General features: G+C 75.3%; 25 protein-coding genes, 1 pseudogene and 1 riboswitch. Of the genes and pseudogenes, 15 read left to right on the forward strand and 11 right to left on the reverse strand.

Annotation, left to right across the window (positions count from 1 at the left end; translation table 11 throughout):
• Positions 1-87: 87 nt before the first annotated feature.
• Positions 88-196: riboswitch (SAM riboswitch) on the forward strand.
• A gap of 6 nt (positions 197-202) precedes the next feature.
• The 3 genes and pseudogenes from ACWPWW_RS08900 to ACWPWW_RS08910 form a co-directional block, all read left to right on the forward strand.
• Positions 203-391: pseudogene (locus ACWPWW_RS08900) on the forward strand (DUF1737 domain-containing protein); the annotation flags it as partial.
• A gap of 17 nt (positions 392-408) precedes the next feature.
• Positions 409-834 (forward strand): rhodanese-like domain-containing protein, encoded by a 426-nt coding sequence (locus tag ACWPWW_RS08905; RefSeq protein WP_454049956.1) that lies wholly within the window; start codon positions 409-411, stop codon positions 832-834.
• The gene (locus ACWPWW_RS08910) at positions 831-2,096 is read left to right on the forward strand and encodes an O-succinylhomoserine sulfhydrylase (RefSeq protein ID WP_454049957.1); all 1,266 of its coding nucleotides are present in this window, start codon (positions 831-833) and stop codon (positions 2,094-2,096) included. Before ACWPWW_RS08905 ends, ACWPWW_RS08910 begins: the two co-directional genes overlap by 4 nt.
• 30 nt (positions 2,097-2,126) lie before the next feature.
• Here ACWPWW_RS08910 and ACWPWW_RS08915 read toward each other — a convergent pair whose 3' ends face one another.
• From ACWPWW_RS08915 to ACWPWW_RS08940, 6 genes are all read right to left on the reverse strand, one after another.
• Entirely contained in the window at positions 2,127-2,585 is a 459-nt protein-coding gene (locus ACWPWW_RS08915) for a hypothetical protein (protein ID WP_454049958.1), read from the reverse strand.
• A gap of 48 nt (positions 2,586-2,633) precedes the next feature.
• Positions 2,634-3,326 carry a hypothetical protein gene (locus ACWPWW_RS08920; protein WP_454049959.1) on the reverse strand — a complete coding sequence of 231 codons (693 nt, stop codon included), beginning with the start codon at positions 3,324-3,326 and terminating at the stop codon, positions 2,634-2,636.
• Positions 3,327-3,552: 226 nt separating this feature from the next.
• Complete coding sequence (locus ACWPWW_RS08925) at positions 3,553-5,688, reverse strand: invasin domain 3-containing protein (protein WP_454049960.1); 2,136 nt, start codon at positions 5,686-5,688, stop codon at positions 3,553-3,555.
• A 307-nt stretch (positions 5,689-5,995) separates the two neighbouring features.
• Positions 5,996-6,691, reverse strand: a complete 696-nt coding sequence (purQ, locus tag ACWPWW_RS08930; protein WP_454049961.1) for a phosphoribosylformylglycinamidine synthase subunit PurQ — start codon at positions 6,689-6,691, stop codon at positions 5,996-5,998.
• Positions 6,691-6,978, reverse strand: a complete 288-nt coding sequence (purS, locus tag ACWPWW_RS08935; protein ID WP_454049962.1) for a phosphoribosylformylglycinamidine synthase subunit PurS — start codon at positions 6,976-6,978, stop codon at positions 6,691-6,693. Before purS ends, purQ begins: the two co-directional genes overlap by 1 nt.
• Positions 6,979-7,052: 74 nt before the next feature.
• Positions 7,053-7,490 (reverse strand): hypothetical protein, encoded by a 438-nt coding sequence (locus ACWPWW_RS08940; RefSeq protein WP_454049963.1) that lies wholly within the window; start codon positions 7,488-7,490, stop codon positions 7,053-7,055.
• 194 nt (positions 7,491-7,684) lie between these two features.
• Here ACWPWW_RS08940 and ACWPWW_RS08945 point away from each other — a divergent pair, with 194 nt between their 5' ends.
• The gene (locus ACWPWW_RS08945) at positions 7,685-8,248 is read left to right on the forward strand and encodes a cysteine hydrolase family protein (RefSeq protein WP_454049964.1); all 564 of its coding nucleotides are present in this window, start codon (positions 7,685-7,687) and stop codon (positions 8,246-8,248) included.
• Positions 8,249-8,257: 9 nt separating this feature from the next.
• Here ACWPWW_RS08945 and ACWPWW_RS08950 read toward each other — a convergent pair whose 3' ends face one another.
• Positions 8,258-9,745, reverse strand: coding sequence for an amidohydrolase (locus ACWPWW_RS08950; RefSeq protein ID WP_454049965.1), 1,488 nt, complete (start codon positions 9,743-9,745; stop codon positions 8,258-8,260).
• Between the two features lie 28 nt (positions 9,746-9,773).
• A complete protein-coding gene (locus tag ACWPWW_RS08955) occupies positions 9,774-10,502 on the reverse strand; it encodes an FMN-binding negative transcriptional regulator (RefSeq protein ID WP_454049966.1) in 729 nt (242 codons plus the stop codon).
• A 308-nt stretch (positions 10,503-10,810) separates the two neighbouring features.
• On the opposite strand from ACWPWW_RS08955, the gene ACWPWW_RS08960 reads away from it, so the two are divergent.
• The 11 genes from ACWPWW_RS08960 to ACWPWW_RS09010 all read left to right on the forward strand — a co-directional run bounded on the left by ACWPWW_RS08960 (position 10,811) and on the right by ACWPWW_RS09010 (position 22,536).
• Positions 10,811-12,421 carry a peptide ABC transporter substrate-binding protein gene (locus ACWPWW_RS08960; protein WP_454049967.1) on the forward strand — a complete coding sequence of 537 codons (1,611 nt, stop codon included), beginning with the start codon at positions 10,811-10,813 and terminating at the stop codon, positions 12,419-12,421.
• Positions 12,418-13,809, forward strand: a complete 1,392-nt coding sequence (locus ACWPWW_RS08965) for a M14 family zinc carboxypeptidase (RefSeq protein ID WP_454049968.1) — start codon at positions 12,418-12,420, stop codon at positions 13,807-13,809. Before ACWPWW_RS08960 ends, ACWPWW_RS08965 begins: the two co-directional genes overlap by 4 nt.
• Positions 13,806-14,732 carry an ABC transporter permease gene (locus ACWPWW_RS08970; protein ID WP_454049969.1) on the forward strand — a complete coding sequence of 309 codons (927 nt, stop codon included), beginning with the start codon at positions 13,806-13,808 and terminating at the stop codon, positions 14,730-14,732. Before ACWPWW_RS08965 ends, ACWPWW_RS08970 begins: the two co-directional genes overlap by 4 nt.
• Entirely contained in the window at positions 14,725-15,654 is a 930-nt protein-coding gene (locus ACWPWW_RS08975) for an ABC transporter permease (RefSeq protein ID WP_454049970.1), read from the forward strand. The genes ACWPWW_RS08970 and ACWPWW_RS08975 overlap by 8 nt, the downstream gene beginning before the upstream one ends.
• Positions 15,655-15,696: 42 nt before the next feature.
• Complete coding sequence (locus ACWPWW_RS08980) at positions 15,697-17,139, forward strand: serine hydrolase domain-containing protein (RefSeq protein ID WP_454049971.1); 1,443 nt, start codon at positions 15,697-15,699, stop codon at positions 17,137-17,139.
• Positions 17,140-17,144: 5 nt separating this feature from the next.
• Entirely contained in the window at positions 17,145-17,663 is a 519-nt protein-coding gene (locus ACWPWW_RS08985; RefSeq protein ID WP_454049972.1) for a GbsR/MarR family transcriptional regulator, read from the forward strand.
• On the forward strand, positions 17,660-19,309 hold the full coding sequence (locus ACWPWW_RS08990) for an ABC transporter ATP-binding protein (protein ID WP_454049973.1): 1,650 nt from the start codon (positions 17,660-17,662) through the stop codon (positions 19,307-19,309). The genes ACWPWW_RS08985 and ACWPWW_RS08990 overlap by 4 nt, the downstream gene beginning before the upstream one ends.
• Before the next feature lie 205 nt (positions 19,310-19,514).
• A complete protein-coding gene (locus tag ACWPWW_RS08995) occupies positions 19,515-19,700 on the forward strand; it encodes a hypothetical protein (protein WP_454049974.1) in 186 nt (61 codons plus the stop codon).
• 73 nt (positions 19,701-19,773) lie between these two features.
• Positions 19,774-21,072, forward strand: coding sequence for a hypothetical protein (locus ACWPWW_RS09000; RefSeq protein ID WP_454049975.1), 1,299 nt, complete (start codon positions 19,774-19,776; stop codon positions 21,070-21,072).
• A gap of 37 nt (positions 21,073-21,109) precedes the next feature.
• Entirely contained in the window at positions 21,110-21,685 is a 576-nt protein-coding gene (sigK, locus tag ACWPWW_RS09005; protein ID WP_454049976.1) for an ECF RNA polymerase sigma factor SigK, read from the forward strand.
• A complete protein-coding gene (locus ACWPWW_RS09010; RefSeq protein WP_454049977.1) occupies positions 21,682-22,536 on the forward strand; it encodes an anti-sigma factor in 855 nt (284 codons plus the stop codon). The genes sigK and ACWPWW_RS09010 overlap by 4 nt, the downstream gene beginning before the upstream one ends.
• A gap of 32 nt (positions 22,537-22,568) precedes the next feature.
• On the opposite strand, the gene ACWPWW_RS09015 is transcribed toward ACWPWW_RS09010, so the two are convergent.
• Genes ACWPWW_RS09015 through ACWPWW_RS09025 form a run of 3 tightly spaced genes read right to left on the reverse strand, consistent with a single transcriptional unit; the run spans position 22,569 to position 25,461 of the window.
• Positions 22,569-23,381 (reverse strand): ABC transporter ATP-binding protein, encoded by an 813-nt coding sequence (locus tag ACWPWW_RS09015; RefSeq protein ID WP_454049978.1) that lies wholly within the window; start codon positions 23,379-23,381, stop codon positions 22,569-22,571.
• On the reverse strand, positions 23,375-24,424 hold the full coding sequence (locus ACWPWW_RS09020; RefSeq protein ID WP_454049979.1) for a FecCD family ABC transporter permease: 1,050 nt from the start codon (positions 24,422-24,424) through the stop codon (positions 23,375-23,377). Before ACWPWW_RS09020 ends, ACWPWW_RS09015 begins: the two co-directional genes overlap by 7 nt.
• Complete coding sequence (locus ACWPWW_RS09025) at positions 24,421-25,461, reverse strand: FecCD family ABC transporter permease (RefSeq protein ID WP_454049980.1); 1,041 nt, start codon at positions 25,459-25,461, stop codon at positions 24,421-24,423. Before ACWPWW_RS09025 ends, ACWPWW_RS09020 begins: the two co-directional genes overlap by 4 nt.
• Positions 25,462-25,489: the final 28 nt, after the last annotated feature.

Consider the following 25,489-nt stretch of genomic DNA (forward strand, 5'->3'; position numbering starts at 1 on the left):
ATGGGACGGCCGCCGCGGACGTGTCAACCGCGGTCCACGGACCGGTCCGGGTGAACCGCGCCGCGGCGGTGATGGCGTAGCATCGCCGCACCATCCAGAGCGGCTGAGAGATCTGGCTCGACGACGCCGCAGCAACCCGCGGACCTGGGCAGTTGCCGGGCCCGGCCGAGGGTGCTTCCGCCAGAACCGATGGAGGACACGCATGACCGACACCGACGACCGCCTGCGCTACCGCCTGCTCACCGGGCCGGACGACCGCACGTTCTGCGAGCGGGTGAGCGCGGCGCTGGCCGAGGGCTACGAGCTGCACGGCAGCCCCGCCGCGACCTTCGACGGGCAGCGGGTGGTGGTGGCGCAGGCCCTGGTCCTGCCGGCCGCGACCTCCGGCAGCGCCCAGGTGCGTCCGCTGTGAGCGCGCCCTACGCGGGTGACCTCACCCCGCAGGAGGCCTGGGACCTGCTGCTGTCCGACGACCGCGTCGTCCTGGTGGACGTCCGGACCGAGGGCGAGTGGCAGTCGGTCGGCGTGCCCGACACCGCGGACGCCGGCGAGGGCCGCACGGCCTTCGTGCAGTGGACGGACGGGTTCGGCCGCCCCAACCCGCGGTTCCTCGACGAGCTCGCGGACGCCGGCGTGACGGCCGACGACCCGCGCCCGGTCGTGTTCCTGTGCCGGTCGGGTGTGCGCTCGGTCGCCGCGGCCAGCACCGTCACCGCCGCCGGCCTGGGCCCGGCGTACAACGTGCTGAGCGGGTTCGAGGGCGACGTCGGCCCCGACGGGCAGCGCGGGCACTGGGGCTGGCGCGCCGCCGGCCTGCCCTGGCGCGAGGCGTGAGCGGCGACGCCGGGACGGCTCCCGGCCCGGCGGCCTGGCGCGACGACCGCCTGCCGCTGGAGGGGCTGCGCCCGGACACGCTCGCCGTCCGCGGCGGCAGCGTGCGCACGCCGTTCCAGGAGACGTCCGAGGCGCTGTTCCTCACCCAGGGCTACGTCTACGCCCACGCCGCGGACGCCGAGGCGGCGTTCGCGGGCGAGGCCGACCGGTTCCTCTACTCGCGGTACGGCAACCCGACGGTGTCGACGTTCGAGGAGCGGCTGCGCCTGCTCGAGGGCGCCGAGGCCTGCTACGCCACCGCGTCCGGCATGTCCGCGGTGTTCACCGCCCTCGCCGCGCTGGTCCGCTCCGGGTCGCGCGTCGTCGCGGCGCGGGCGCTGTTCGGGTCGTCCGTGGTGATCTTCGACGAGATCCTCGCGAAGTGGGGGGTGCGCACCGACTACGTCGACGGCCACGTCCCGTCGCAGTGGGAGGAGGCGCTGGCGACCCCGGCGGACGTCGTGTTCTTCGAGACGCCGTCCAACCCGATGCAGGACCTGGTCGACATCGCCACGGTCAGCCGCCTCGCGCACGCCGCCGGCGCGGTCGTCGTGGTCGACAACGTGTTCGCCACCCCCGTGCTGTCCCGCCCGCTGCTGCTCGGCGCCGACGTCGTCGTGTACTCGGCGACCAAGCACATCGACGGGCAGGGGCGCGTGCTCGGCGGGGCGATCCTCGGCTCCGACGCGTTCGTGCACGGCCCGGTGCAGACCCTGATCCGGAACACCGGGCCGTCGTTGTCCGCGTTCAACGCGTGGGTGCTGCTCAAGGGGCTGGAGACGCTGTCCCTGCGCGTCCGGCACCAGACGGCCTCGGCGCTGACCCTGGCCGGCTGGCTGGAGCAGCACCCGGCGGTGGCGCAGGTCCGGTACCCGTACCTCCCGTCGCACCCGCAGCACGCGCTGGCGCTCGCGCAGCAGGACGGCGGCGGCACCGTGGTGACCGTCGACCTGCGGGTGCCGGACGGCGCCACGCCCGACGTCGCGAAGAAGTCGACGTTCGCGGTGCTGGACGCCCTGCGCGTCATCGACATCTCGAACAACCTCGGCGACGCCAAGTCGCTGGTCACGCACCCCGCGACGACGACGCACCGCAAGCTCGGGCCCGCCGGTCGCGCGGCCGTCGGCATCGCGGAGTCGACGGTGCGGCTGTCCGTGGGCCTCGAGGACGTCGCGGACCTGCGCGACGACCTGGACCAGGCGCTCTCCGCCCTGCGCGCCTGACCCGCCCGCGCCGGGCGGTCGCGGACCGCGTCAGGCCTGCGCACCGCCCGGCGCGCTCGGCACCGCGTCCGCCGGGTCCGGACGCCAGCGGCTCCACGCCGCGGCCGCGCACGCCGTCAGCGGCAGCCCGACCACCAGCGCCGACCACCCGAGCACCTCGGGCGCGAACGTGACCGCCACGCCGCCCCCGGAGGCGAGGAGCGCGCCGACCACCGTGGTCACGACGGCGCACCCGACGACGGCGACCGCCAAAGCCCGGCCCCGGCGCGCGTCACCCCGTGCCGGCAGCCGCCGGGCGACCGTCAGCACGAGCGCGCCGAGCAGCGTGAACAGCACGACGGCGGGGATCACCGCGATCACGTACATCAGCAGGGCGTAGCCCAGGAACCCGGCGCGGTACTGCGGGTCGGACTGCACCCACACCATCGCCACCAGCCACACCGCGGGCAGCACCGCGCCCAGCACCGCCCACTGCCACAGCCTCGTCATGGCCGACACGGTACCCAGGGCACGAGGCGCGCACGCCACCCGGCGCCGTCACGCGACCAGCGCGTGCAGCTCCTCCTCCACCGCCGCGCCACCGGCCAGCGGGTGCAGCACGACGCCGTCGACGCCCGCGCGCCGGGCGACCTCCACGACCTCGGCCAGCAACCGGCCCGCGGTCGTCACGACCCGCGTGTCCGCCGGCGCCCAGCTCAGGCCGGCGAGCGCGTCCAGGTACTCGAGCTGCGAGCGCTTGCGGCGGGCGGAGCGCTCGTCGTCCGCCAGCACCACCTCGAGGTCGAGCAGCACCCGCACCTCGGCGCGGTCGCGCCCGGCCTCCGCGAGCGCGTCCTCGACGAGAGCGGTGACCCGGGCCAGTGCCCCGATCGACGGCACCGCCGCCGAGAAGCCGAGCCGGATGACGTCCGCCGTGCGCGCGGCGACCGTGATCGCCGCTTCCGAGCCGGGCCGCGCCTCGACCGTCCGCACGCCGTACGCCGGCGTGCGGACGTGCACGACCGGGGCCGGGCCGAGCGGTCGCACGGCGGCGACCGGTGCGGCCTCGACGAGCCGGGAGCGGGGCGGGTGCGATCCCGGCTCCGTGCTTGCCGCAGGCTCGGCGACGAGCGATGCGGGTGCGGCCGGAGACGTGGACCTGCGGGCGGCCCGGCGCAGCGCGACGCGGGCGGAGGGCACGTGACGGGTGGCGACCGCGAGCGCGCGGTCCAGGACAGGCTGAGCAGCCATGCGGATGTGGTCCTCGGGACGAGGCGGGTGCGCAGCGAGGGCCGTCGGGCCGCGGGCGCGCGAGGTCGTCAGCTCAGCGACAACACACCCGGGTCAGGAACACGCGAGCACGATAGCCCGCGCGCCCCGGCCCGCGTCACCGGGTGTCCGGATGCCGGGCACGCGTGTCCGGAGCGGTTCCGCCGTGCGACCACGTGGCGGGTGGTCGCACGGCGGGACCGTGCCCTCAGTGGACGCGGCCTGCCCGCCGGGCGAGCACGCCGACCCCGAGGCAGAGCACGGCGAGGGCCGCCAGGGCAGCCACCCCGGCCCCGGTCACCGCGAGCGACGGAGCCTTCTCCGGTGCCGGGTCGCCGTCCGGATCCGTGACGCCGCCCGTGCCGTCGCCGTCACCCACGCCGGGCCCGCTCGGCTCGGGGCTGGGCTCGGGCTGCGGCTGCGGCTGCGGCTGCGGCTCGGGCTGCGGCTCCGGCTGGGGCTCGGGCTGCGGCTCCGGCTGGGGCTCGGGCTCGGGCTGCGGCTCCGGCTCCGGCTCGGGCTCCGGCTCCGGCTCGGGCTCGGGCTCCGGGCCCACCTCGTCGAGGAACTCGACCGTGGCGGTCGCGCCGACCGTCACCCCGTCGACGGTCGCGCTGACGGTCGCGACGCCCGCCGTCGTCGCGGTCAGGTCCACCTCGTAGCGGCCCGGCACGATCTCGGCCACCGCCGCGACGAGGTCGCCGTGCGTGCTCGCGATCTCCACGGCGGCACCCGGGAGCGGGTCCCCCGCGGTGTCGACCGCCGTCACGACGACGGTGGCAGCCGTGGCGCCGTCCGCGGGCACGCTCGCCGGTGCGGCCGTCAGGGTGGACGCGGCCCCGTCGACGCCGGGCAGCACCTCCCACGCGAAGGTGGTGTCGACGGCGAGGGCGCGGCGGGTCGCGGTGACCGTCACGTCGGTGGTGCCGGCGGCGGTCGGGATACCGCTGACCACGCCGGTGGCGGGGTCGATGGCGACGCCGGCCGGGAGCCCGGTCGCGGTGTAGGCGATCACGCCGTCGTCCGACGCGTCCGCCACGACCGGGACGGACACCTCCGCGCCCGCTCGACCGCTGACGGCGGGCACCGCCTCGACGGACAGGTGCACGTCGGAGAGACGCGCCAGCTTCCCGGGGCCCTCCTCGCCGACGTTGGTGAACTCGCCGCCCAGCAGCAGGTCTCCTCCGGCAGCCTCCGCAACGGCTTCCACGGACCCGGCCACGCCGGTGCCCAGGTCGGCCCGGAAGGTGGTGTCGAGCGCGCCGCTCGCGTCCAGCCGGACCAGGTGACCGGTGGTCTCCCCGCCGAACTCCGTGAACTCGCCGCCCACCAGGAGGTCCCCGTCTGCGAGGCGCTCGAGGCTCCGGACGATCGGCTGCGGCGAGGCGCCGCCCTGGATCGCCGCCTGGTACGCGGTGTCGACCGTCCCGTCGTCCTGCAGCCGCACCAGCCCGCCGCCGACGAACTCCGCCGGGGTCCCGAACAGCGTGAACCGCCCGCCGACCAGCACGTCGCCGTCGCCGGGGTCGGCCAGGGCGTACACCGCACCGGACCAGAACGCGCCGGCCATGGCGTCCTGGAACGCGGTGTCCACCTCGCCGTCCGCACCGAGCCGCACGAGTCCCCAGGCCTCGTGCCCGTCGAAGGTGAACTGGGCGTTGGCCCCGAGGAGCAGGTCACCGTCCTCGAGCTCGATCGCGGTCAGCACGCCGTGGTCCGACCCGCCCCCGATCGCGGTCTGGAAGGCGTGGTCCACGGTGCCGTCGGGGTTCAGCCGGACGACGCCCCCGGCGGGCTGCCCCGCGAAGGTGGTGAAGGCGCCGACGACGAGCAGGTCGCCGTCCGCCAGCTCGACGACCTCGTGGACCGACTGGTCCGTCGCGGCGCCGATCGCGTCCTGGAAGTCCTGGTCCACGGTGCCGTCGGGCGCGAGCCGCACGAGGTGCCCGGCCGGCTGGCCGTCGAACGTGGTGAAGGAGCCGCCCACCAGCACGTCGCCGTCACCCAGCTCGACGACCGTCTCCACGGCGCCGCCGGCGCCGGTGCCGATCGCCTCCTGGAACGCGAGGTCCACGGCGCCGTCGGCGTCGAGCCGCACGAGGTGCCCGGCCGGGAGGCCCGCGACCGCCGTGAAGCTGCCGCCCGCGAGGACGCCGCCGTCCTCCTGGGCGACGACGGCCAGGACGTTGCCGCCAGGTCCGGTGCCGAGGGCGGCGCGCGCCGACTGGTGCACGTCCCAGCCGTGCGCGGTCGGTGCGGCCGCCGCGGCGGCGGGGAAGCCGCCCAGTACGACGGCTCCGGCGACGAACGCACCGAGCGCGCGTCCGGTTCGGGGCATGACCATGGGCGGCGACCTCCTGGAGGGTGGGAGCAGCCGGCGTCAGGGAAGCGGACGCGTGTCAGCGTCCGGCCGGCAAGCCCCGAGCCTGGCGGCCGCGCGCTACTCATGGTGGTCGCGGCCGACCACTCAGCCGGCTCCGTGCTCGACGCCCACCGCGGGCCGCACCTGCCGTCACCAGCGACGATGCACGCAGCGGGTCCGGTACGCCGGCACCGCGCGCAGGGACCTCGCTAGGTGGACCGACCGCCCGCTGAGTGGTCGCACCCCGCGGCCCGCCCCGCTCCCCGGGCGCCTGAGTGGTCCCCGGGGATCAGGAGACGAGGGACCGCATCACGGACGTGAAGAACCGCAGGCCGTCGGTGCCGGACCGCGGGCCGCGCGCGCCGTCGGGGCCGAACCCGGCCTCCACAGCGTGCTCGGGGTGCGGCATGAGGCCGACGACGTTGCCCCGCGCGTTGCTGATGCCCGCGATGCCGCGGCGGGAGCCGTTGGGGTTCGCGTCCTCGTAGCGGAAGACGACGCGACCCTCGCCCTCCAGCTCGTCCAGCGTGCGCTCGTCGGCGACGTACTGGCCGTCCTGGTTCTTCAGCGGGATGGTGATGCGCTCGCCCTGCCGGTACTCGGCGGTCCAGGCGGTGTCGGCCGACTCGACGGACAGCACCTGCTCGCGGCAGACGAAGTGCAGGTGGTCGTTCTTGATCATCGAGCCGGGCAGCAGGTGCGCCTCGGTGAGGACCTGGAAGCCGTTGCAGATGCCGAGCACGGGCATGCCCTTGCCGGCGGCCTCGACGACCTCCCCCATCACGGGCGCGAACCGGCTGATCGCCCCGGCGCGCAGGTAGTCGCCGTAGGAGAACCCGCCCGGCAGGACGACGGCGTCGACCCCGCGCAGGTCGGCGTCGGCGTGCCAGAGGGCGACGGGCTCGGCGCCGGCGAGCCGCACGGCACGTGCGGCGTCGCGGTCGTCCAGGGTGCCCGGGAAGGTGACGACGCCGATCCTCGTCATCAGGCGAGGCCCTCGGAGAGCACGGTGCCGGCGGCGTCGGCCTCGGAGTCGGCGACGCGCACGACGTCCTCGATCACGGGGTTGGACAGGACCTGCACGGCGGCCTCGGCGGCGGCGGCGAGGACCTCGGCGGTCACCGGCCCGTCGACCTCGAGCTCGAACCGCTTGCCCTGGCGGACGGAGGTGAACTGGCCGAACCCGAGCCGGGGCAGCGCCCCGGCGACGGCCTTGCCCTGCGGGTCGAGGATCTCCGGCTTGGGCATCACATCGACGACGACTCGTCCCACGGGTGAGCTCCCTGGTTCGCGGCGGTGGGGATGGTCACAGCCTACCGACCCCGCGGGGCTGCTCGGTCCGGCGCTCAGGCGACGCGGACGATCCCGACGTGCGCGGCGCTGCCGTCGGTCAGGTAGGCCAGCACGGTGGCGTTGTCGGTGCGGGCCAGGTCCGGGGAGTAGCCGACGACGACGATCGCCCAGCCCCGGTCGAGCAGCGCGTCGAGCCAGGCGTCGTCGTGCTCCGCGACCAGCTCGGTCTCGTCGCCCACCCAGAGCGTGGCCCAGCCGCCGGCGGCGGTGAGGGAGGCGCGGTAGTCGTCGACCTCGGTCAGCGCCTCGGCGGTGTGCGTGCCGATGCCGAGCGCGGCGGTGAAGCGGTCGAGCCGGGCACGCACACCGGTGCCGTCCGCGCTCGGGTGCACGACCCAGCACGCGACGGGCCGGCCGTCGCGCGGGTGGTAGCCGAGCGCGGTCCGCGCGCTGATGCCGTGGGGGGCGAGGACTCGCAGGTCAGGGCACATGGTTGCCGGTGACGTTACGACCCGGTACGCGAGGGCGCGCGGCGACCCTGGGTGGTAGCACCCAGCCCCCGTTCGCGCGTCCACCCGTTCGGCGCACCCCGTCCGGTTGGGCCGCCGTCGGTCGGCAGGATCTCGACGCCGGACGGCAGTGCAGCCACTCCCGGACCCGGCCGGGCGCCCGCACGATGACCGGCATGGACATCGCCACCGACGCCGCCCTGCTCGTGATCGACGTGCAGCAGGGCTTCGACGACCCCGACTTCTGGGGTCCGCGGGACAACCCCGACGCCGAGCAGCACGTCGCCGCCCTCGTGGCCGCCTGGGAGCGCACGGGCCGCCCGGTCGTGCTGGTGCAGCACGCGTCGCGGAACTCGCCGCCGCTGTACGCGGACGCGCCCGGGTACGCGTTCAAGCCGGTCGTCGCCGACGTCGAGCCCGCGCTGCTGGTGCGGAAGTCCGTGAACTCGGCGTTCTACGGCGAGCCGGACCTGCACGCGTGGCTCGCCGCCGCCGGGATCCGGCAGCTGGTGCTCTGCGGCATCCAGACCAACATGTGCGTCGAGACGACGGCCCGGATGGCCGGCAACCTCGGCTACGACGTCCTCGTCCCGATGGACGCGACGCACACCTTCGACCTGGCGCACCCGGACGGCACGGTCCTGGCCGCCGCCGACCTGGCGCGGACGACGACGGCCAACCTGCACACCGGCGGGTTCGCGCGGGTGGTCACGACGGCGGAGCTGCTCGCGGACGCCTGAGGCGCGGGCTCAGAGCGCGCGGTGCGTCCAGCGGCCGCCGAGCAGCGTCCCCGCGACCGGCATCGCCCGCAGCAGCGGCCCCGCCCCCGCGGTCAACGGGTCGGCGTCGAGCACCACCAGGTCGGCGGGCGCCCCGACGGCGAGCTCGAGGGGCTGCCCGTCGGTCGACGACCGCAGGGCGGTGAGCAGGTCGAGCCGCTGCTCGGGGTGCCACGGCTCGCGGCCGTCCCGGGTGCGTTCGACGGCGGCGGACACGGCCAGCCAGGGGTCCAGCGGCGCGACGGGGGCGTCGGAGCCCATGGCGAGCCGCACGCCCGCGGCGGCCAGCGAGGCGAGCGCGAACGCCCGTCCGGTGCGGCCGGCCCAGTGCCGGTCGGCGACGTCGCGGTCGTCCATGGCGTGCTCGGGCTGCACCGACGCGACCACGTCGAGTGCGGCGAACCGCGCGACGTCCGCGTCGGTCAGCAGCTGGGCGTGCTCGACCGAGCCGCGGGCTCCGCTGGCCTCGAACGCGTCCAGGGCGAGCGTGTTGGCGTGGTCGCCGATGGCGTGGATGGCGCAGGTGAGGCCCTTGCGGTGGGCGTGCGCCATCAGCGGCACCAGGTGGTCGGTCGGCACCGCGAGGATCCCGTGCGCCTCCGGCCCGGACAGGCCCGGGTACGGGTCGTGGCAGTACGCGGTGCGGGTGTTGAGGGACCCGTCGGTGACGACCTTGAGCGGCCCCTGCTGCAGCAGCCCCCCGGTGCCGACCAGCACGTCGCCGGAGCGCAGCTCCGCGGCGAGCACCCTGTCGAGGTACGGCTCCCAGACGCCGGCACGCACCCGCAGCGCGTCGTTGCCCGCCGCGATGCGACGGCGCCAGGGCGTGAGGTTCTCGGTGATCTCGAGCTCGACGACGCCCACCACGCCGCGCTGGGCGGCGGCCCGTGACGCCTCCGCGACCCAGGCGTCCGCGACGTCGTCGGGCACGTGGTCGACCACGCTGGTGAGCGGCAGCCACTCCCCCTCGCGCAGCAGGCCGGTGGCGTGGTGGTCGACGCCGGCGTACCGCAGCCCGGCGGTGCTGAACCAGGCGCAGTGCAGGTCGGCGGACACCAGGATCACGGGGGTGTCGCCCACGGCCGCGTCGAGCACCGCCGCCGTCGGCACGTCGGGCCACAGCCCGTCGCGGAACCCGTAGCCGACCAGCGCCGTGCCGGGCGTCGGCGGGCGGTCGGCGAGCCGGTCCAGCACGATCCGGACGGCGTGCGCGGCGGAGGTCGCGGCGGACACGTCGAGCCGCTGCCGGGCGAGCGCCCACTGGGTCATGTGGGTGTGCGCGTCCCACAGCCCGGGCAGCACGGTGCGCCCGTCCAGGTCGACCTGCTCCACCCCGGCCCCGGCGGTGCGGGCGACGTCCGGTCCGACGGCCTGCACCCGCCCGTCGCGCAGCAGCACGTCGACGGTGCGGGCGGCACCCAGCAGGCGTGCGCGGGTGAGGACGAGGGGTGCGGTCACGGGGGTCTCCGGGGTGGGGTCCGGGCCGTCAGGCCCAGTCGGGGCGGCGCTCGAGCTCGGTCCGCATGGCGGCCGCGAGCGCCGGGTCGGCGTAGTGCGGGTCGGTCTCCAGGGCGGCGGCGACGCGCTCGGCGACCGCGCGCGGCTTGTCCTGGCTGAGCTTCGCCTTGGCCTGGAACCGGGTGACGCGCAGCCGGAAGCCGACGGCGCCGGGCGCGATCCGCCGGGCGTACCCCTCGACGTCCGGCATGCGCACCGGCTCGGGCATCGGCGCCTCGTAGTGGTCCACGGTCGCGCCCATGACGGCGTAGGAGTCCTCCGCGTCCAGCAGCTCGAGCGTGCCGTAGAGGTGCACGGCGACGTAGTTCCAGGTCGGCACCGCCGGGGTGTAGCCGTACCAGCCGGGCGACACGTAGCCGTAGGGGCCCTCGACGACGAGCAGGTGCTCGCGTGTGCCGTCCACCTGGTGCAGCAGCTCGTCCGGGCGGCCGAGGTGGCTGAGCACGTGCAGCGGCGCGGCCGGCACCTGGAACCGGTCGGGCAGGCCGTGGGCGTCGCGCCGCGGGCGGGCGACGGGGGGCGCGTCGGGGGCGCCCGCACCGCCGGGCAGCGGGACGTCGTCCGCCAGCAGCACCGGCACGTGGGAGGCGACCGGCCCGTCGTCCGTGACGCTGACCAGCGTCGCCCACCCGTGGCGGCGGACGACCTCGCGCACCTGCGCCTCGTCCGTGAGCAGGTAGTCGGTGGTGTGGATCACGGGGCTCATTCCACCACCGGGGACCGGTCCGGCGGCACCCCGCGGCGTGTGACGCGCACGTAAAAGTTTCATTTCCTACTGAACTTTCAGCAGCCCGGCTATTGAGTCCGACCACGTGGCAGGGGTTCACTGGCGGCACCGCAGCCGGCCCGGAGCCGTCGCTCCCGCGCACCGTCCCCACCCCCCGACGACGCCGCGACCGCCCGCCCGGCACACGCCGCACACCCGCAAGGCACCCGCGCGTTCCCCCCGCACTCTCCCCCGACTTCTCGGGCGGCCCCGTGCCGCCGACCCCCTGTGGAGGACCCATGAGAACGACCCGGTTCCGGCTCGCAGCCGGTGCAGCCGTGCTGGCCCTGGCGCTCACCGCGTGCAGCGGCGGCAGCGACGACGGCACGGACGACGCGGCGTCCGCGTCGGGCGGCGGCGCCATCCGCGTCGCCGTGACCGACCCGATCCAGCTGATCCCCGGCCGCCAGTCGATCGCCTTCGACTTCAACATGGCCGTCTGGTCCTCGCTGACGTGGGTCGACGAGGCCGGGGAGCTCTCGTACGTCGCCGCCGAGTCGGTGGAGTCGGACGACGCGACGACCTGGACGATCACCCTGAAGGACGGCTGGACCTTCCACGACGGGACGCCGGTCACCGCGCAGTCCTACGTCGACGCGTGGAACGCCGTGGCGTACGGGCCGAACGCGTGGGAGAACACCGGCCAGCTGGCCAACATCGTCGGCTACGCGGACCTGAACCCCACCGAGGGCGAGCCGGCGACCGAGATGTCCGGCCTGACCGTCGTCGACGACACCACCTTCACCGTCGAGCTGACCGGGCCCGACGGCCAGTTCCCGATGCAGCTGTCCCAGGCGCAGACGGCGTTCTACCCGATGCCCGAGTCCGCGTTCGACGACTTCGACGCGTACAACACGCACCCGGTGGGCAACGGCCCGTTCGAGGTCGCGACGGACTACGCCGAGAACGAGGAGATGACGGTCACGGCGTACGAGGACTACCAGGGCACCGAGCCGACGGTCGACGAGATCACCTTCGTCCCGTACACGGACACCACGACCGCCTACACCGACGTGCAGGCCGGCAACCTCGACATCGCGGGCGTCCCGGTCGCCCGCCAGACGCAGGCCGCCGCCGACTTCGGCGACCACCTGTACTCGTTCGAGGCCGCGGGCATCTCCTACCTCGGTCTCCCGCTGTGGGACGAGCGCTACGGCGACGTCCGCGTGCGCCAGGCGATCTCGATGGCCATCGACCGCGACACCATCAACGACGTCATCTACGGCGGCCTGTTCACCCCGGCCACCGCGCTGACCCCCGCCGTCGAGGCGGGCACGCCCGAGGGCATCTGCGGTGAGTACTGCGAGTACGACCCCGCGGCGGCCAAGGCCCTGCTCGACGAGGCCGGCGGGTTCGACGGCACCATCGACATCTACTACCCCGGCGGCTCCGGCATGGACGAGCTGTACACGGCCATCGCCAACCAGCTGCGCCAGAACCTGGGGGTCGACGCGGTCGCCACCCCGAGCACCGACTGGGCCGAGTTCGCCGACAACCGGACCGCCGGCACGATCAGCGGCCCGTTCTTCTCCCGGTGGGGCGCGCTGTACCCGAGCCAGCAGAACACCCTGCGGGCGTTCTACGTCGACGGCGGCGGCTGCCCCAACTGCATCCCGTACTACGAGCCCGAGGTCGCCGACCTGATCGCCGCGGCGGACGCCGAGACCGACGCGGCCGCGGCCGCCGACGCCTACGCCGCCGTGCAGGAGCGGATCATCACGGACTTCCCGGCACCCCCGCTGTTCTTCGAGACGTACTCCTACGTCACGTCGGACCGCGTCGCCGAGCTCCCCACCTCGGCCGTCGGCAACCCGACCTTCACCGCCGTCGTCCTCGCCGAGGGCGCATGAGCACGAGCACCACGCCGGCGGGCTCGCTCGAGGACGTCCTCGAGCGGGCCCGCCGGGTCGCCCCGATCGCCGGATTCCCCCCGGTCGACGAGCTGCTGGCCTGGTTCGGCACCCTCGCGGCCGATCACCCCGGCCTGGTGCGCGAGCGCCGGGTCGGCACCTCGCGGCTCGGCGAGCCGATCCCGATGTTCACCATCGGCTCCGGGCCGCGCCCGTTCCTGCTGTTCGCCGGCGTGCACCCCAACGAGCCGATCGGCTTCCGCACGCTGCAGCACCTCGCCTCCGAGCTGGTCGCGGACCCCGGGCTGCTCGCGACCTCCGGCGCCACCTGGCACCTGATCCCGTGCATCGACCCGGACGGCACCCGGCTCAACGAGTCGTGGTTCGCCGACCCGTCGGACCGCACCGCGTACTCGCGCGGGTTCTACCGGCCCGCGCCGGCCGAGCAGGCGGAGTGGACGTTCCCGTTCGCGTACAAGGACGCGTACTTCGACGACGTGATCCCCGAGACCCAGGCGCTGATGCGCGTGATCGACGAGGTCCGGCCGGAGCTCATGGTCAGCCTGCACAACGCGGAGCTGGGCGGCGTCTACTACTACCTGACCGAGGACGTCCCCGGCGCCGTGCCCGCGCTGCACGCCGTGCCGCGCGCGCTGGGGCTGCCGCTGGACGTCGGCGAGGCCGAGTCCCCGGCGATCCGGTCGATCGCCCCGGCGGTCTACCTGATGTCGAGCATGCGCGACGAGTACGACTACCTCGAGTCCCTCGGGATGGACGCGGCGTCGATGGTCGGCGGCGACTCCTCCTCGGCGTACGCGCGCCGGCACGGCACCGTGTCGCTGGTCGCGGAGCTGCCGTACTGGTCGCACCCGCTCGCCGACGACACGACCCCGACCTCGGCGGACTACGCCGACATCGTGCGGGCCAAGGGCGAGGCGATGGTGGAGCTCGGCGCCACCCTCGTGTCCCTGCTCGACGAGGCCCGGCCCGACATGACCATCCGCTCCCCGTTCCTGCGGGCCAGCGAGGCGTTCGTCCCCATGACGGGCGAGATGGGCCGGTCGGAGGTGCTGCGGGCCGACCGCCCGGAGCTGCGCCGCGCGGCCACGGCCGCGGAGGTGTTCAGCAACGAGGACGTCGTCCGGATGTTCCGGCTGCGCTGGGGCGGCATGCTGCTCCGGGCGCTCGACGCCGAGGTGCACGCCGGCCTCGCGACGGCCCGCATCCACCGCGTCGCCGAGCGCGCCCGCGCGGTCTACGCCGACTGGACGGCCGAGGCCGACTCGCTGACCGGCCTCGCCGTGCTGCCCGTCGAGAAGCTCGTCGGCGTGCAGTACGGCGCGACGCTCGCGATGTCGCACGTCCTGGCGGCGAGGGCAGCGCGGTGAGCCGGTACGCCCTGCGCCGCGCGGTCGAGCTGCTGATCGTGTTCCTGGGCGTCACGCTCGTCATCTACCTGATGGTGTTCGCGCTCCCGGGGGACCCGATCCGGGCCCTCGGCGGCGACCGGCCGCTGCCGGAGAACGTCGTGGCCGAGCTGCGCGAGCGGTACCACCTGGACGAGCCCGTCCTGCAGCAGTACGCCCGGTACATCGGCGGGCTGTTCCAGGGCGACCTCGGCACCAACTTCAGCGGGCAGTCCGTCGCCTCCCGCATGGAGTCCCGCTGGCCGGTCACGATCACCCTCGCGCTGACGGCCTGGGCCTTCGAGGTCGTCCTGGGCGTCGCCCTCGGCCTGTTCGCGGCCCTGCGCCACGGCCGGACCGGCGACCGCCTGGTCCTCGCCGGCACCATCCTGGCGACGAGCATCCCGGCGTTCGTCGTCGCGGTGACCGCCCAGCTGGTCTTCGGGGTGCGGCTCGGCTGGTTCCCCGTCGCGGGCACCGGCGAGGGCTGGCCGAACGCCTACCTGCTGCCCGCCGCCGTGATCGCCGTGTTCGGCCTCGCGTCGGTGACCCGGCTCATGCGCGGGTCCGTGGTGGACACGCTGCAGTCCGACTTCGTCCGCACCCTCCGGGCCAAGGGCCTGCGCGAGCGGCAGGTCGTCGGCGTGCACGTCATGCGCAACTCGGCCATCCCCGTGCTGACCTTCCTCGCGATCGACCTCGGCTTCCTGCTCGGCGGCACGGTCATCGTCGAGGGCGTGTTCAACCTGCCGGGCGTCGGGCAGCTGCTCTTCCAGGCGATCCGCGCGCACGAGGGGCCGACCGTCGTCGGCGTCTCCACCGCGCTGATCATCATCTTCCTGCTGACCAACCTGGTGGTGGACCTGATGTCGTCCGTGCTCGACCCGAGGATCCGCCATGAGTGACACCGTCGCCGCCACCGTGCCCGGCAGCACCATCGGTGCGCCCGGTGCCCCGGGTTCCCCCGCCGAGCCCGCCGGAGCCGCCCGCGGCGTCTGGCGGACCCTGCGCCGCCGGCCGCTGTTCTGGGCCTGCGCCGTCGTGCTCGTGCTCCTGGGGCTGATCGCCGTCGCGCCGTCGTGGTTCGCCGGCCTGTTCGGCCAGCCCGACCCCCGCGCGTGCGACCTGGCCGCGAGCGCGCAGCCCCCGGGCGGCGCGCACGTGTTCGGCACCGACGTCCAGGGCTGCGACGTGTACGCGAACGTCGTCTACGGCACCCGGGCCTCGCTCACCGTCGGCCTGCTCTGCACCGCCATCGCCCTGGTCGTCGCGCTCGTCGTCGGGACCGTCGCGGGGTTCTACGGCGGTATCGCCGACCGGCTGATCGGCCGGTTGACCGACGTGTTCCTCGGCTTCCCGTTCCTGCTCGGCGCCGTGGTGGTGCTGACCTCGATCGGCACCCGGTCCGCCGTGACGGTGGCGCTGGTGCTCGCGCTGTTCTCCTGGCCCACGATGGCGCGGCTGGTCCGCGGCTCCGTGCGCGCCGTCCGGGACGCCCCGTACGTCGAGGCCGCCCGGGCCATGGGGCTGCGGGACCGGCGGATCATCGCCCGCTACGTCCTGCCGAACTCCATCGGCCCGGTGCTCGCCGTCGCCACGACGATGGTCGGCGGCGTGATCGTGTCCGAGTCGACGCTGACGTTCCTGGGCCTCGGCCTGCGCGCGCCGTCGATCTCCTGGGGGCTGCAGCTGTCCAGCGCGCAGACGTACTTCCAGACCTCCCCGCACATGCTGCTGTTCCCGAGCATCTTCCTCACCGTGACCGTCCTCGCGATGATCACCCTGGGCGACGTCCTGCGGGACGTCCTCGACCCCAAGGGCCGCTGAGCCCGCAGTCCTTCGCGCACCACCCTCTGGAGGCCCGACACGATGTCCGACAGCACCACCACCGCCACCATCCGCGCCGCGGCGCCCTACCTCGCGTCCTGGGTCGACCAGCAGGCGTCGTTCCGGCGCGCGGTCGGGGTCCAGGTGGCGATCCGGTCGGGCGACGACGTCGTCCTCGACCACGTCTGGGGCACCGCCGACGTGACCACGGGCGAGCCGCTGCGCACCGACCACCTGTTCCGGATCGCCTCGCACTCCAAGTCGTTCACGGCGACCGCCGTCATGCGGCTCGTCGAGGCCGGGCGCCTGCGGCTGGACGACACGGTCGGGATGTCGGTGCCCGGGCTCGCGTCCTCGCCGCTGGCGTCCCGGACCGTCCGCGAGCTGCTGGGGCACCAGGCCGGCGTGATCCGCGACGGCGAGCACGGCGACTTCTGGCAGCTCGACGGCCCGTTCCCGGACCGCGAGACCCTCGTCGCGGAGCTGCTCGAGGCCGGCGAGGTGTTCGGCGCCAACGAGCACTTCAAGTACTCGAACTACGGCTACGGCATCCTCGGCCTGATCATCGAGGCGGTCACCGGCCGGTCCTACGCCGAGCACCTGCGCGCCGCCGTCCTCGAGCCGCTCGGCATGGCCGACACCGGCGCCGAGTACGACCCCGCGCTCGCCGACCGCTACGCCGGCGGGCACACCGCCCTGCTCGACGCCGACGACCGGCGCGAGCGCATCGACCACGTCGACACCCGCGCCCTCGCCGCGGCCACCGGCTTCTACTCGACCGCCCGCGACATGACGGCGTTCGGCGCGGCGCACTTCCTCGGCGACGACACCCTGGTCTCCGACGCCGGCAAGCGGCTGCTGCACCGCCAGGAGTCCGTGGTCAAGGCGTACGGCACCGAGATCGGCCGCTACGGCATCGGCCTGGACCTGCACACGATCGGCGACCGCGAGGTCGTCGGGCACTCCGGCGGCTACCCCGGCCACATCACCCGGACCTACATCGACCCGGAGGCGCGCCTCGTGGTCAGCGTGCTCACCAACGCCATCGACGGCCCCGCCGACCCGATCGCCGTCGGCCTGATCAAGCTGATCGACCTGGCCCTGAACCCGCCGGCCGACACCCCCGAGCCCGCGGCCGACGCCCGGCCGCTCGCCGAGTACACCGGCCGGTTCGGCGCCCTGTGGGGCGTCTCCGACATCGCCGAGCTCGGCGGCCGGCTCGTCATGCTGCGGCCGAGCGCGCCCGACCCCACCGCCGCCTACGAGGAGCTGACCGTCACCGGCCGCGACCGGCTGCGGATCAAGGCCGGCCCGGGCTTCGGGAACGTGGGCGAGGAGGTCGTCGTCGAGCGCGACGCCGACGACGCGATCTCCGCCGTGCGCGACGGGATGACCGCCTGGCCCCTCGCCGAGTTCCGCCGCCGCCGCACCGGCATGACGCGGCTCCGCGAGGCCGGTGCGCCGGTCGGGACGACCGTCGGGTGACCACCGTGAGCACCGACGGGTCCGACGCCGCACCCGACCTCGCCCTGTCCCCCGACGCGCTGCGCTGGATCGAGCAGTTCGCGCTGACGTGGGAGGGCTCGCACAGCCCGCGCATGGAGGGCCGGGTGGTCGGCGTCCTGATGATCGTCGACCGCCCGTACCTCTCCTCGCAGCAGATCGCGCACCTGCTCACCGCGAGCGCCGGCGCCGTGTCCACCGCGACCCGGCGGCTCGTCGAGATCGGGTTCATCCAGCGGCACGCCGTGGCCGGCGACCGGAACCACTACTTCCGCGTCGAGGACGACATCTGGGGCAGCTGGCTGGAGTCCGAGCGCAACTACCTGCCGCGGCTCCAGCGCGTGATCGACGAGGGGCTGGACGCCAGCCCCGCCGGGGACGAGGGGCCGCGCCGCCGGCTGCTCAACGCCCGCAACTACATGGAGTGGCTGGCGGGGTACCACCGCAAGATGCTCGCCGACTGGGAGGCCTACCGCGACGCGCAGGCCGGGACTGGAGAACCGTGACCACCGACCCGACCGTGCTGTCCGTGCGCGACCTGACCGTCACCTTCCGCGTCGACGGCGGCCGGTCGCCCGACGTGCACGCCGTCCGCGGCGTGTCCTTCGACCTGGCCCGGGGCGAGGTGCTCGCCGTCGTCGGCGAGTCCGGCTCCGGCAAGAGCGTGTCCTCGCTGGCGATCATGGGCCTGCTGCCCGGCTCCGCGCAGGTCTCCGGCAGCGCCCGGCTCGGCGACCTCGAGCTGGTCGGGCTGGACCGGCGGGCGCTGGCCGACGTGCGCGGGCGGCGGGTCGCGATGATCTTCCAGGACCCGTCCAACGCGATGGACCCGGTGTTCACCATCGGGTACCAGCTGCGCGAGACCCTGCGCCGGCACCTGCCGGGGCTGTCCCGCGCCGAGGCGCGGGCGCGCGCGGTCGAGCTCCTGCGCCTGGTCGAGCTGCCCGACCCCGAGGAGCGGCTGACGTTCTACCCGCACCAACTGTCCGGCGGCCAGGCGCAGCGGGTCATGATCGCGATGGCGCTGGCGTGCGACCCGGAGGTGCTCGTCGCCGACGAGCCGACCACGGCCCTCGACGTCACGGTGCAGCAGGAGGTGCTGGACGTCCTGCGCCGCCTGCGCGCGCGGACGTCCGCCGCCATCGTGCTGATCACCCACGACATGGGCGTCGTCGCCGACCTCGCGGACCGCGTCGTCGTGATGCGGCACGGCGAGGTGGTGGAGACCGCCGAGGTCGCCGGCCTGTTCGCCGCGCCCGAGGCCGACTACACCCGCACGCTGCTCTCGGCCGTCCCCCGCATCGGCACCCCGGAGCGGCCCACGGGCGCCGACGACCGCGAGCGCCCCGCGCTGAACGTCGAGCACCTGGTGGTCGAGTACCGGAACCGCCGCGGGCGCGTCGTCCGGGCGGTCGACGACGTGACCCTGCGCGTCCAGCCCGGGGAGATGCTGGCGCTCGTCGGCGAGTCCGGGTCGGGCAAGTCGACCCTCGGCCGCTGCGCCCTCGGCCTGGCGCCGCTCACCGCGGGCACCGTCGAGGTCGTCGGCACCCGGCTGGGCCGGGACACCCCGCGCGCCGTGCGGGCCGCCCGGACGCGGATCGGCGTGGTGTTCCAGAACCCCGCCGCCTCGCTGAACCCGCGGTACTCGATCGGGGAGTCCGTGGCCGAGCCCCTGAAGGTGCACGCCGGGCTCCGCGGCGCCGCCCTGGAGGCGCGCGTCGCCGAGCTGCTCGACAGCGTCGAGCTGCCCGCGGCGTGGGCGACCCGCTACCCGCACGAGCTGTCCGGCGGGCAGCGGCAGCGCGTGTCCATCGCCCGGGCCATCTCGCTGGACCCGGAGCTGCTGATCGCCGACGAGCCGACGTCGGCGCTCGACGTCTCCGTCCAGGCGACGGTGCTCGAGCTGTTCCGGTCCATCCAGCAGCGGCTGCGGTTCGCGTGCCTGTTCATCAGCCACGACCTCGCCGTCGTGGACGAGCTCGCCGACCGCGTCGCCGTCATGCACCAGGGCCGCCTCGTCGAGATCGGCGAGCGGAGCCGCGTCCTGGGCGCGCCCGAGGACCCGTACACGCGCCGGCTGCTGGACGCCGCCCCCGTCCCGGACCCGGCCGAGCAGGCGGCGCGACGGGCGGCGCGGCTGGCGTCCTGATCACCCGTCCGGCGCGTGATGCCGACCACACGACTGGATTTCCGGGGTCTGTACCACCAAGATGGCGACTTCGCCACAGGAACGCGTGCGACCGTCCGATGAGGACGGGACCACGGGGGGTGCGACTCCTGTGGCACCACGGCTCCGGACCCTCGGGGCCGTCCCGGGCTGCAGACCGTGCGGCTCACCGCCAGGAGGTACCCGCATGACCATCGAGATGACCCCCCTCGACGAGCTGCAGGCCGTCGTCGGACCGCTGCCCTGCGCCGCCCGCCCGCACTCCGGCCTCGTGCACCGCGACGGCCCCTGCCAGTGCTTCGTCGGCGGGCCCGCCCCCGAGCACGCCGCCCCCGCCCACGACGTCGCGCGCCTGCACCACGGCGCCGCGTAGCGGGACCCATCCGCGGCGCCGCCCGCTCCGAACCCTCGGTGACACCACCCCCGATGGGACGCAAGGAGCGATGATGCGACGCACCCGCAGCACCTACGCCGTGGCGGCGATGGCCGCCGGTCTGACCCTGAGCCTGACGCTCGCCGCGTGCAGCAGCGGCGACGACACGGCCTCGGGCAGCGACATGCCGTCCATGTCCGCCAGCACCGACCCCGGCACGGACCACAGCGCCATGGGCGCTGTCGAGCCCGTCAGCACCGGCGACCCGTTCGCCGACGCCCGCACCGCCGCGCAGCACATGCCGGAGACCGGCCTCACCCTCGCCACCGGCCTCGCCGCGGCGACCGGCACCGCCGGCGAGGTCGACTCCGACGCCGCCGCCCTGCGGTCCGGGCTCACCGCCCTCCTGCAGGAGCACGTCTACCTGACCGGCATCGGCGTCGCGACCGCCTACACCGCGGGCGCCGACTCCGACGAGTTCATGGCCGCGAAGGCCGCGCTCGACGGCAACACCGCCGACCTGGCCGACGCCGTCGGCTCGATCGCCGGCGAGGAGCAGGGCGCGGCGTTCCAGGCCCTCTGGGACGAGCACATCGGCTACTTCGTCGACTACGCCGTCGCCGTCAAGGGCGGCGACCAGGCCGCGGCCGACGCCGCGCAGGCCTCGCTCGCGGGCTACACCACCGACGCCGGGGCGTTCTTCGAGCAGATCAGCGCGGGCAACCTGCCCGCCGCCGCGGTGGCCGAGGCGCTCACCATGCACGTCACCACGCTGACCGCAGCGATCGACGCCCTCGCCGCCGGCGAGCCCACCGCGTCCGACACGCTCAAGGCCGCCGCCGACCACGTCGGCATGGACGCCGCCACCATCGCGACCGGCCTCGCCGCCGGCGCCGGCCTGTCCGGCGACGCGATGGACGACGCCTCCACCCTGCGGGCGAACCTGACCGCGATGCTCCAGGAGCACGTCTACCTGGCCTCCTACGCCGTGTTCACCGCGTACACCGCCGAGGGCGGCGTGGAGTCCCCGGCGTTCACCGCCGCGGCCGCCACGCTCGACGCCAACTCCGTCCAGCTCTCCGACGCCGTCACGTCCCTGGCCGGCGCGGAGAACGGCACCGCGTTCCTGGACCTGTGGCGTGAGCACATCGGGTTCTTCGTCGACTACGCCGTGGCAGACGCCACGGGCGACGAGGACGCCCGCCAGCAGGCCCTCATGGACCTGGACGGCTACCGCGGTCCCGCGGGCGAGTTCTTCGAGACGGTCAGCAACGGCGAGCTCCCGGCGGACGACGTCGCGGCGGGCCTCGGCATGCACGTCTCCACCCTCGCCGGCGCGATCGACTCGCTGGCGGCCGCGCTCGTGCAGTGACGAGCCCGGGGGCGGGCACGTGCGGCAGACTGTCGCAGTGCCCTCCCCCGGAACCCGCCCGCCCGCGCCCGTGACGGCCGACGAGGCCCTCGCACGGGTCGCGGCGGGCGACCTCGACGCGTTCACCGGGCTCTACGACACGCTGTCCCCCGCCGTGCACGGCACGGCTCTCGCCGTCCTCCGCGATCCCGACCACGCGGCGGAGGTCACCCAGGAGGTCATGGTGGAGATCTGGCGCACGGCGTCCCGCTGGGACGCCCGGCGCGGCTCGGCGCGCGCGTGGGCGACCACCATGGCGCACCGGCGGGCCGTCGACCGCGTCCGCTCCGTCCAGGCGCAGCGGACCCGCGACCAGGCCGTCCTCGACGGCGACCGGCCCCGTGAGCGCGACGTCGTCGCCGAGCAGGCCGAGGCCAACCTCGAGGCCGAGCGCGTGCGGCACTGCCTCGGCGGGCTCACCGACACCCAGCGCGAGGCGGTCGTCCGCGCCTACTACGACGGGCGTACCTACCGCGAGGTCGCCGAGGACCTGAAGGCCGCCCTGCCGACCATCAAGAGCCGGATCCGCGACGGCCTCATCCGCCTGCGCGACTGCCTGGGGGTGGCCGCGTGAGCACCCCGACCTCCCGGCCCGGCGACCGCCGGCCCGACGACGCCGCCACCCGCGAGCTCATCGGCGCGTGGGCCGTCGACGCCCTCGACCCCGCCGAGCGCGCCCTCGTCGAGGACCTGCTCGCCCGCGACCCCGACGCCGCCCGGGAGGCCCGGTCCCTGCAGGAGACCGCGGCCGTGCTCGGTGCGGCCGTCGCCGTGCCGGCGCCCGAGGACGTGCGGGCCGCCGTGCTCGCCGCCGTGGCGCGGACGGCGCAGGAGGCGGGGGACGCCGCAGCGCCGGCCCGGCCGCACACCGCTCCCGCGCACGCCGCACCGAGCCGCCCAAGCACGTCCAGCACGTCCAGCACCTCCGGCCCGCCCGCGGCCGGCACCCGCCCCGCCGGCCGGTCCGCGCGGCGCCCGCGCCGTCGCTGGCTCACCGCCGTCGCCGCGGTCGCCGTCGCGTTCGCCGTCGCCCTGCCCAGCACCATCGCCTGGCGCGAGTCCCAGCGCGCGGCCGAGGCGCAGGCCCGCGCCGACCGGCTGACCACCCTGCTCGCCGAGCCCGGCGCGCAGGTGCTGGCCTCCGAGGTCACCACGGGCGGCACGGCCGTCGCCGTCGTGACCGAGGCGTCCGCGCTCGTCACCGCCACCGGCCTGGACCGGCCCGGCGCGGGCGAGGTCTACCAGCTGTGGGTGATGCAGGACGGCGTGCCCGTCCCCGACGCCACCACCGGCACCTCCGACGGCACCCTCGAGATCAGCACCGACGCCTACCGCGCCGGGGACGCGCTCGCCCTCACCGTCGAGCCCGAGGGCGGCTCCGCTGCCCCGACCACCGAGCCCGTCGTGGTCCTCGCGCCCGCCTGACGTCCCACCCGCGACCGGCCGGCGCCGCCCCGTCAGGAGGCGGCGTCGGGCGCCGGGTGCGCCGTCCCGCGCGGGATCACCAGCGGCGTCCCCGCCAGCGGGTCCGGGATCACCAGGCACGGCAGGCCGAACACCCGTTCCACCAGCTCCGCCGTCACCACCTCCGCCGGCGGGCCCTGCGCGACGACCTCCCCGTCCTTCATCACCACGAGGTGCGTCGCGTACCGGGCCGCGTGGTTGAGGTCGTGCAGGACCGCGACCAGCGTCGACCCCTCCTGGTGCAGCCGGGCGAACAGGTCCATCAGCTCGATCTGGTGCGCGATGTCCAGGAACGTCGTCGGCTCGTCCAGCAGCAGGATGCCCGTCTCCTGCGCGAGCGCCATCGCCACCCACACCCGCTGCCGCTGCCCGCCGGACAGCTCGTCCACCGGCACGTCCGCGAGCTCCGCGACCCGCGTCGCCGCCATCGCCGACGCCACCGCGTGCCGGTCCGCGTCCGACTGCTGCCGGAACAGGTTCTGGTGCGGGTACCGACCGCGTGCCACCAGCTCCGCGACGGTGATGCCCTCCGGAGCCAGCGCGATCTGCGGCAGCAGCCCCACCCGGCGGGCCACCTCCTTGGTGTGCATCCGGTGGATCGACTCGCCGTCCAGCACCACGTCCCCGCTGCTCGGCCGCAGCAGCCGCGCCAGCGAGCGCAGCAGCGTCGACTTGCCGCACGCGTTGGGTCCCACGACCACGGTGAACGAGTCGTCCGGGATCTCCAGGCTGAGGTCCGTCGACACGGTCCTGCGCTCGTAGCCCAGCGTCGCCCGGTCGACCCGCAGCCGCTGCCCGCTCACCATCGTCGCCGCGCCTCCTGCACGATCAGACCCAGCAGGTACGCCCCGCCGAGCACCACCGTCACCACACCCACCGGCACCGCCGTCGGCAGCACGTGCTGCGCCACGACGTCCGCGGCCAGCAGCACCACACCACCCGTCAGCGCCGACGCCAGCAGCGGCAGGCCGGCCGACCCCGCCAGCCGCCGGGCGATCTGGGGCGCGGCGAGCGCCACGAACGCGATCGGCCCCGCGGTCGCCGTCACCGTCGCGATCAGCGCGATGCCGAGCACCACCACCGCCAGCCGCGCGGGCTCGACGCGCAGGCCGTGCGCACCCGCCGCGTCGTCGCCGAGCTCCAGCTGGCGCAGGGGACCGCGGACCGCCCGGACCAGCGGCGCGAGCACGGCCAGCACCACCAGCGCCGGCACCGCCTGCGGCCACCCGACCAGGGAGATCGACCCCGCTCCCCAGATCGACGCGGCCATCGCGACCTCGGTGTCCGCGCGCAGCAGCATCCAGACGTTCAGCCCGTGCAGCATCCCGGTCACGCCGATGCCGACCACGATCAGCCGGAAGCCCTGCACCCCGTCCCGGTACGCCAGCAGGTAGACCACCAGGGCCGTCAGCAGACCCGCGACGAGCGCGCCGACCGAGACGCCCACCGTGCCCGCGCCGATCAGCGTGGTCACCACCAGCACGCCGGTGTACGAGCCCGTGGAGAACCCGATCAGGTCGGGCGAGCCCAGCGGGTTCCGGGTCAGCGACTGGAACAGCGCCCCCGACACCGCGAGCGCCGCACCGAACACCAGCGCGACCAGCACGCGGGGCAGCCGCCACTGCGTCACGACCGTGCTCGCGAATCCCTGGTCGGACACGAGTGCCCGCACCACGTCGGGGACGCTCAGCGGGTAGTCGCCGAGCCCCAGCGCGAGGAGCGCCAGGAGGACGCCGGCGACGGTCAGCCCCGTGACCGCCACCCGGCCGCGCCGGCGAGCCGGAGCCGACGGCCGCGCCGCGCGCGCCGGCGGTCCGGCCGGCGGGCGCTCGGTCGCCGTGCCGCTCACAGCCCGCTCGCCTTCCGCCGCCGCACGAGCGCGATCAGCACCGGGGCCCCGACGAACGCCGTCACCACGCCGACGGGGAGCTCGCCCGGCCACAGCAGCACCCGCGCCGCCACGTCCGCCAGCAGGATCAGCACCGGCCCCGCCAGCGCGGACAGCCCGACGATCCAGCGCTGGTCCGGGCCGACCAGCCACCGCACGATGTGCGGCACCATCAGCCCCACCAGCGCGATCGGCCCGGCCATCGCCGTCGCCCCGCCCGCGAGGAGGGTGATCGCGACCACGGCCAGCACGCGCGTGCGCTGCACCGACGCCCCGAGCGCCGTCGCCAGGTCCTCGCCCAGCCCCAGCGTGTTCAGCGCACCCGCGACCACCGCCGCCACCGCCAGGCCGGCCAGGACGAACGGCAGCACCGGGAGGACCACGTTCCAGCCGCGGGACTGGAACGACCCCGACTCCCAGGTCAGCAGGACGGAGAACCGCTCCGGGTCGGTCAGCCGGAGCGCGCCGATCACGCCGGTGAGCACCGCGCTCAGCGCCACCCCTGCGAGGGTCAGCTGGGCCGGGCTCGCGTTCGACCGCCCCGCCGAGCCGACCAGGTACACGGCGACCGTCGCCACCAGCGCGCCCGCGAAGGCGAACCAGACGTAGCCCGACGGCCGCGTCACCCCCAGCAGCACCACACCCATCGCGACCGCGAACGCCGCCCCGCTCGACACCCCGAGGATGCCCGGGTCCGCCAGGGGGTTGCGGGTGAGCGCCTGCATCAGGGCCCCGGCCACCGCCAGCGCCGAGCCGACCAGCACCGCGAGCACCGTGCGCGGCAGCCGGAGGCCCACGACGGCCGCGTGGTCCGCGGGAGGCACGTCCTGCCCGGTCAGGGCGCCCCAGACCGTGCCGAGGCCGACCGGGCGCGACCCGACGGCCAGGCTCAGCCCGAGGGCGAGCGCGAGCAGCACCAGGAGAGCCGGCAGCGCCAGCCCGCGCCGAGCCGGCGCGGGGGCCGTCGTGCGGGACCTCCCGGCAGCGACGGCGGTCACCCGGGGTTCTCGCACGTCATGAGCTTAG

This window comes from Cellulomonas sp. Marseille-Q8402 (assembly GCF_965119525.1).

Bases quoted from the DNA above. Each gene is read 5' to 3' on its own strand.
- ACWPWW_RS08915 (WP_454049958.1), bottom strand. From the start codon at position 2,585: ATGACGAGGCTGTGGCAGTGGGCGGTGCTGGGCGCGGTGCTGCCCGCG.
- ACWPWW_RS08920 (WP_454049959.1), bottom strand. From the start codon at position 3,326: ATGGCTGCTCAGCCTGTCCTGGACCGCGCGCTCGCGGTCGCCACCCGT.
- ACWPWW_RS08925 (WP_454049960.1), bottom strand. From the start codon at position 5,688: ATGGTCATGCCCCGAACCGGACGCGCGCTCGGTGCGTTCGTCGCCGGA.
- purQ (WP_454049961.1), bottom strand. From the start codon at position 6,691: ATGACGAGGATCGGCGTCGTCACCTTCCCGGGCACCCTGGACGACCGC.
- ACWPWW_RS08940 (WP_454049963.1), bottom strand. From the start codon at position 7,490: ATGTGCCCTGACCTGCGAGTCCTCGCCCCCCACGGCATCAGCGCGCGG.
- ACWPWW_RS08945 (WP_454049964.1), top strand. From the start codon at position 7,685: ATGGACATCGCCACCGACGCCGCCCTGCTCGTGATCGACGTGCAGCAG.
- ACWPWW_RS08960 (WP_454049967.1), top strand. From the start codon at position 10,811: ATGAGAACGACCCGGTTCCGGCTCGCAGCCGGTGCAGCCGTGCTGGCC.
- ACWPWW_RS08965 (WP_454049968.1), top strand. From the start codon at position 12,418: ATGAGCACGAGCACCACGCCGGCGGGCTCGCTCGAGGACGTCCTCGAG.
- ACWPWW_RS08975 (WP_454049970.1), top strand. From the start codon at position 14,725: ATGAGTGACACCGTCGCCGCCACCGTGCCCGGCAGCACCATCGGTGCG.
- ACWPWW_RS08980 (WP_454049971.1), top strand. From the start codon at position 15,697: ATGTCCGACAGCACCACCACCGCCACCATCCGCGCCGCGGCGCCCTAC.
- ACWPWW_RS08995 (WP_454049974.1), top strand. From the start codon at position 19,515: ATGACCATCGAGATGACCCCCCTCGACGAGCTGCAGGCCGTCGTCGGA.
- ACWPWW_RS09000 (WP_454049975.1), top strand. From the start codon at position 19,774: ATGCGACGCACCCGCAGCACCTACGCCGTGGCGGCGATGGCCGCCGGT.
- ACWPWW_RS09015 (WP_454049978.1), bottom strand. From the start codon at position 23,381: ATGGTGAGCGGGCAGCGGCTGCGGGTCGACCGGGCGACGCTGGGCTAC.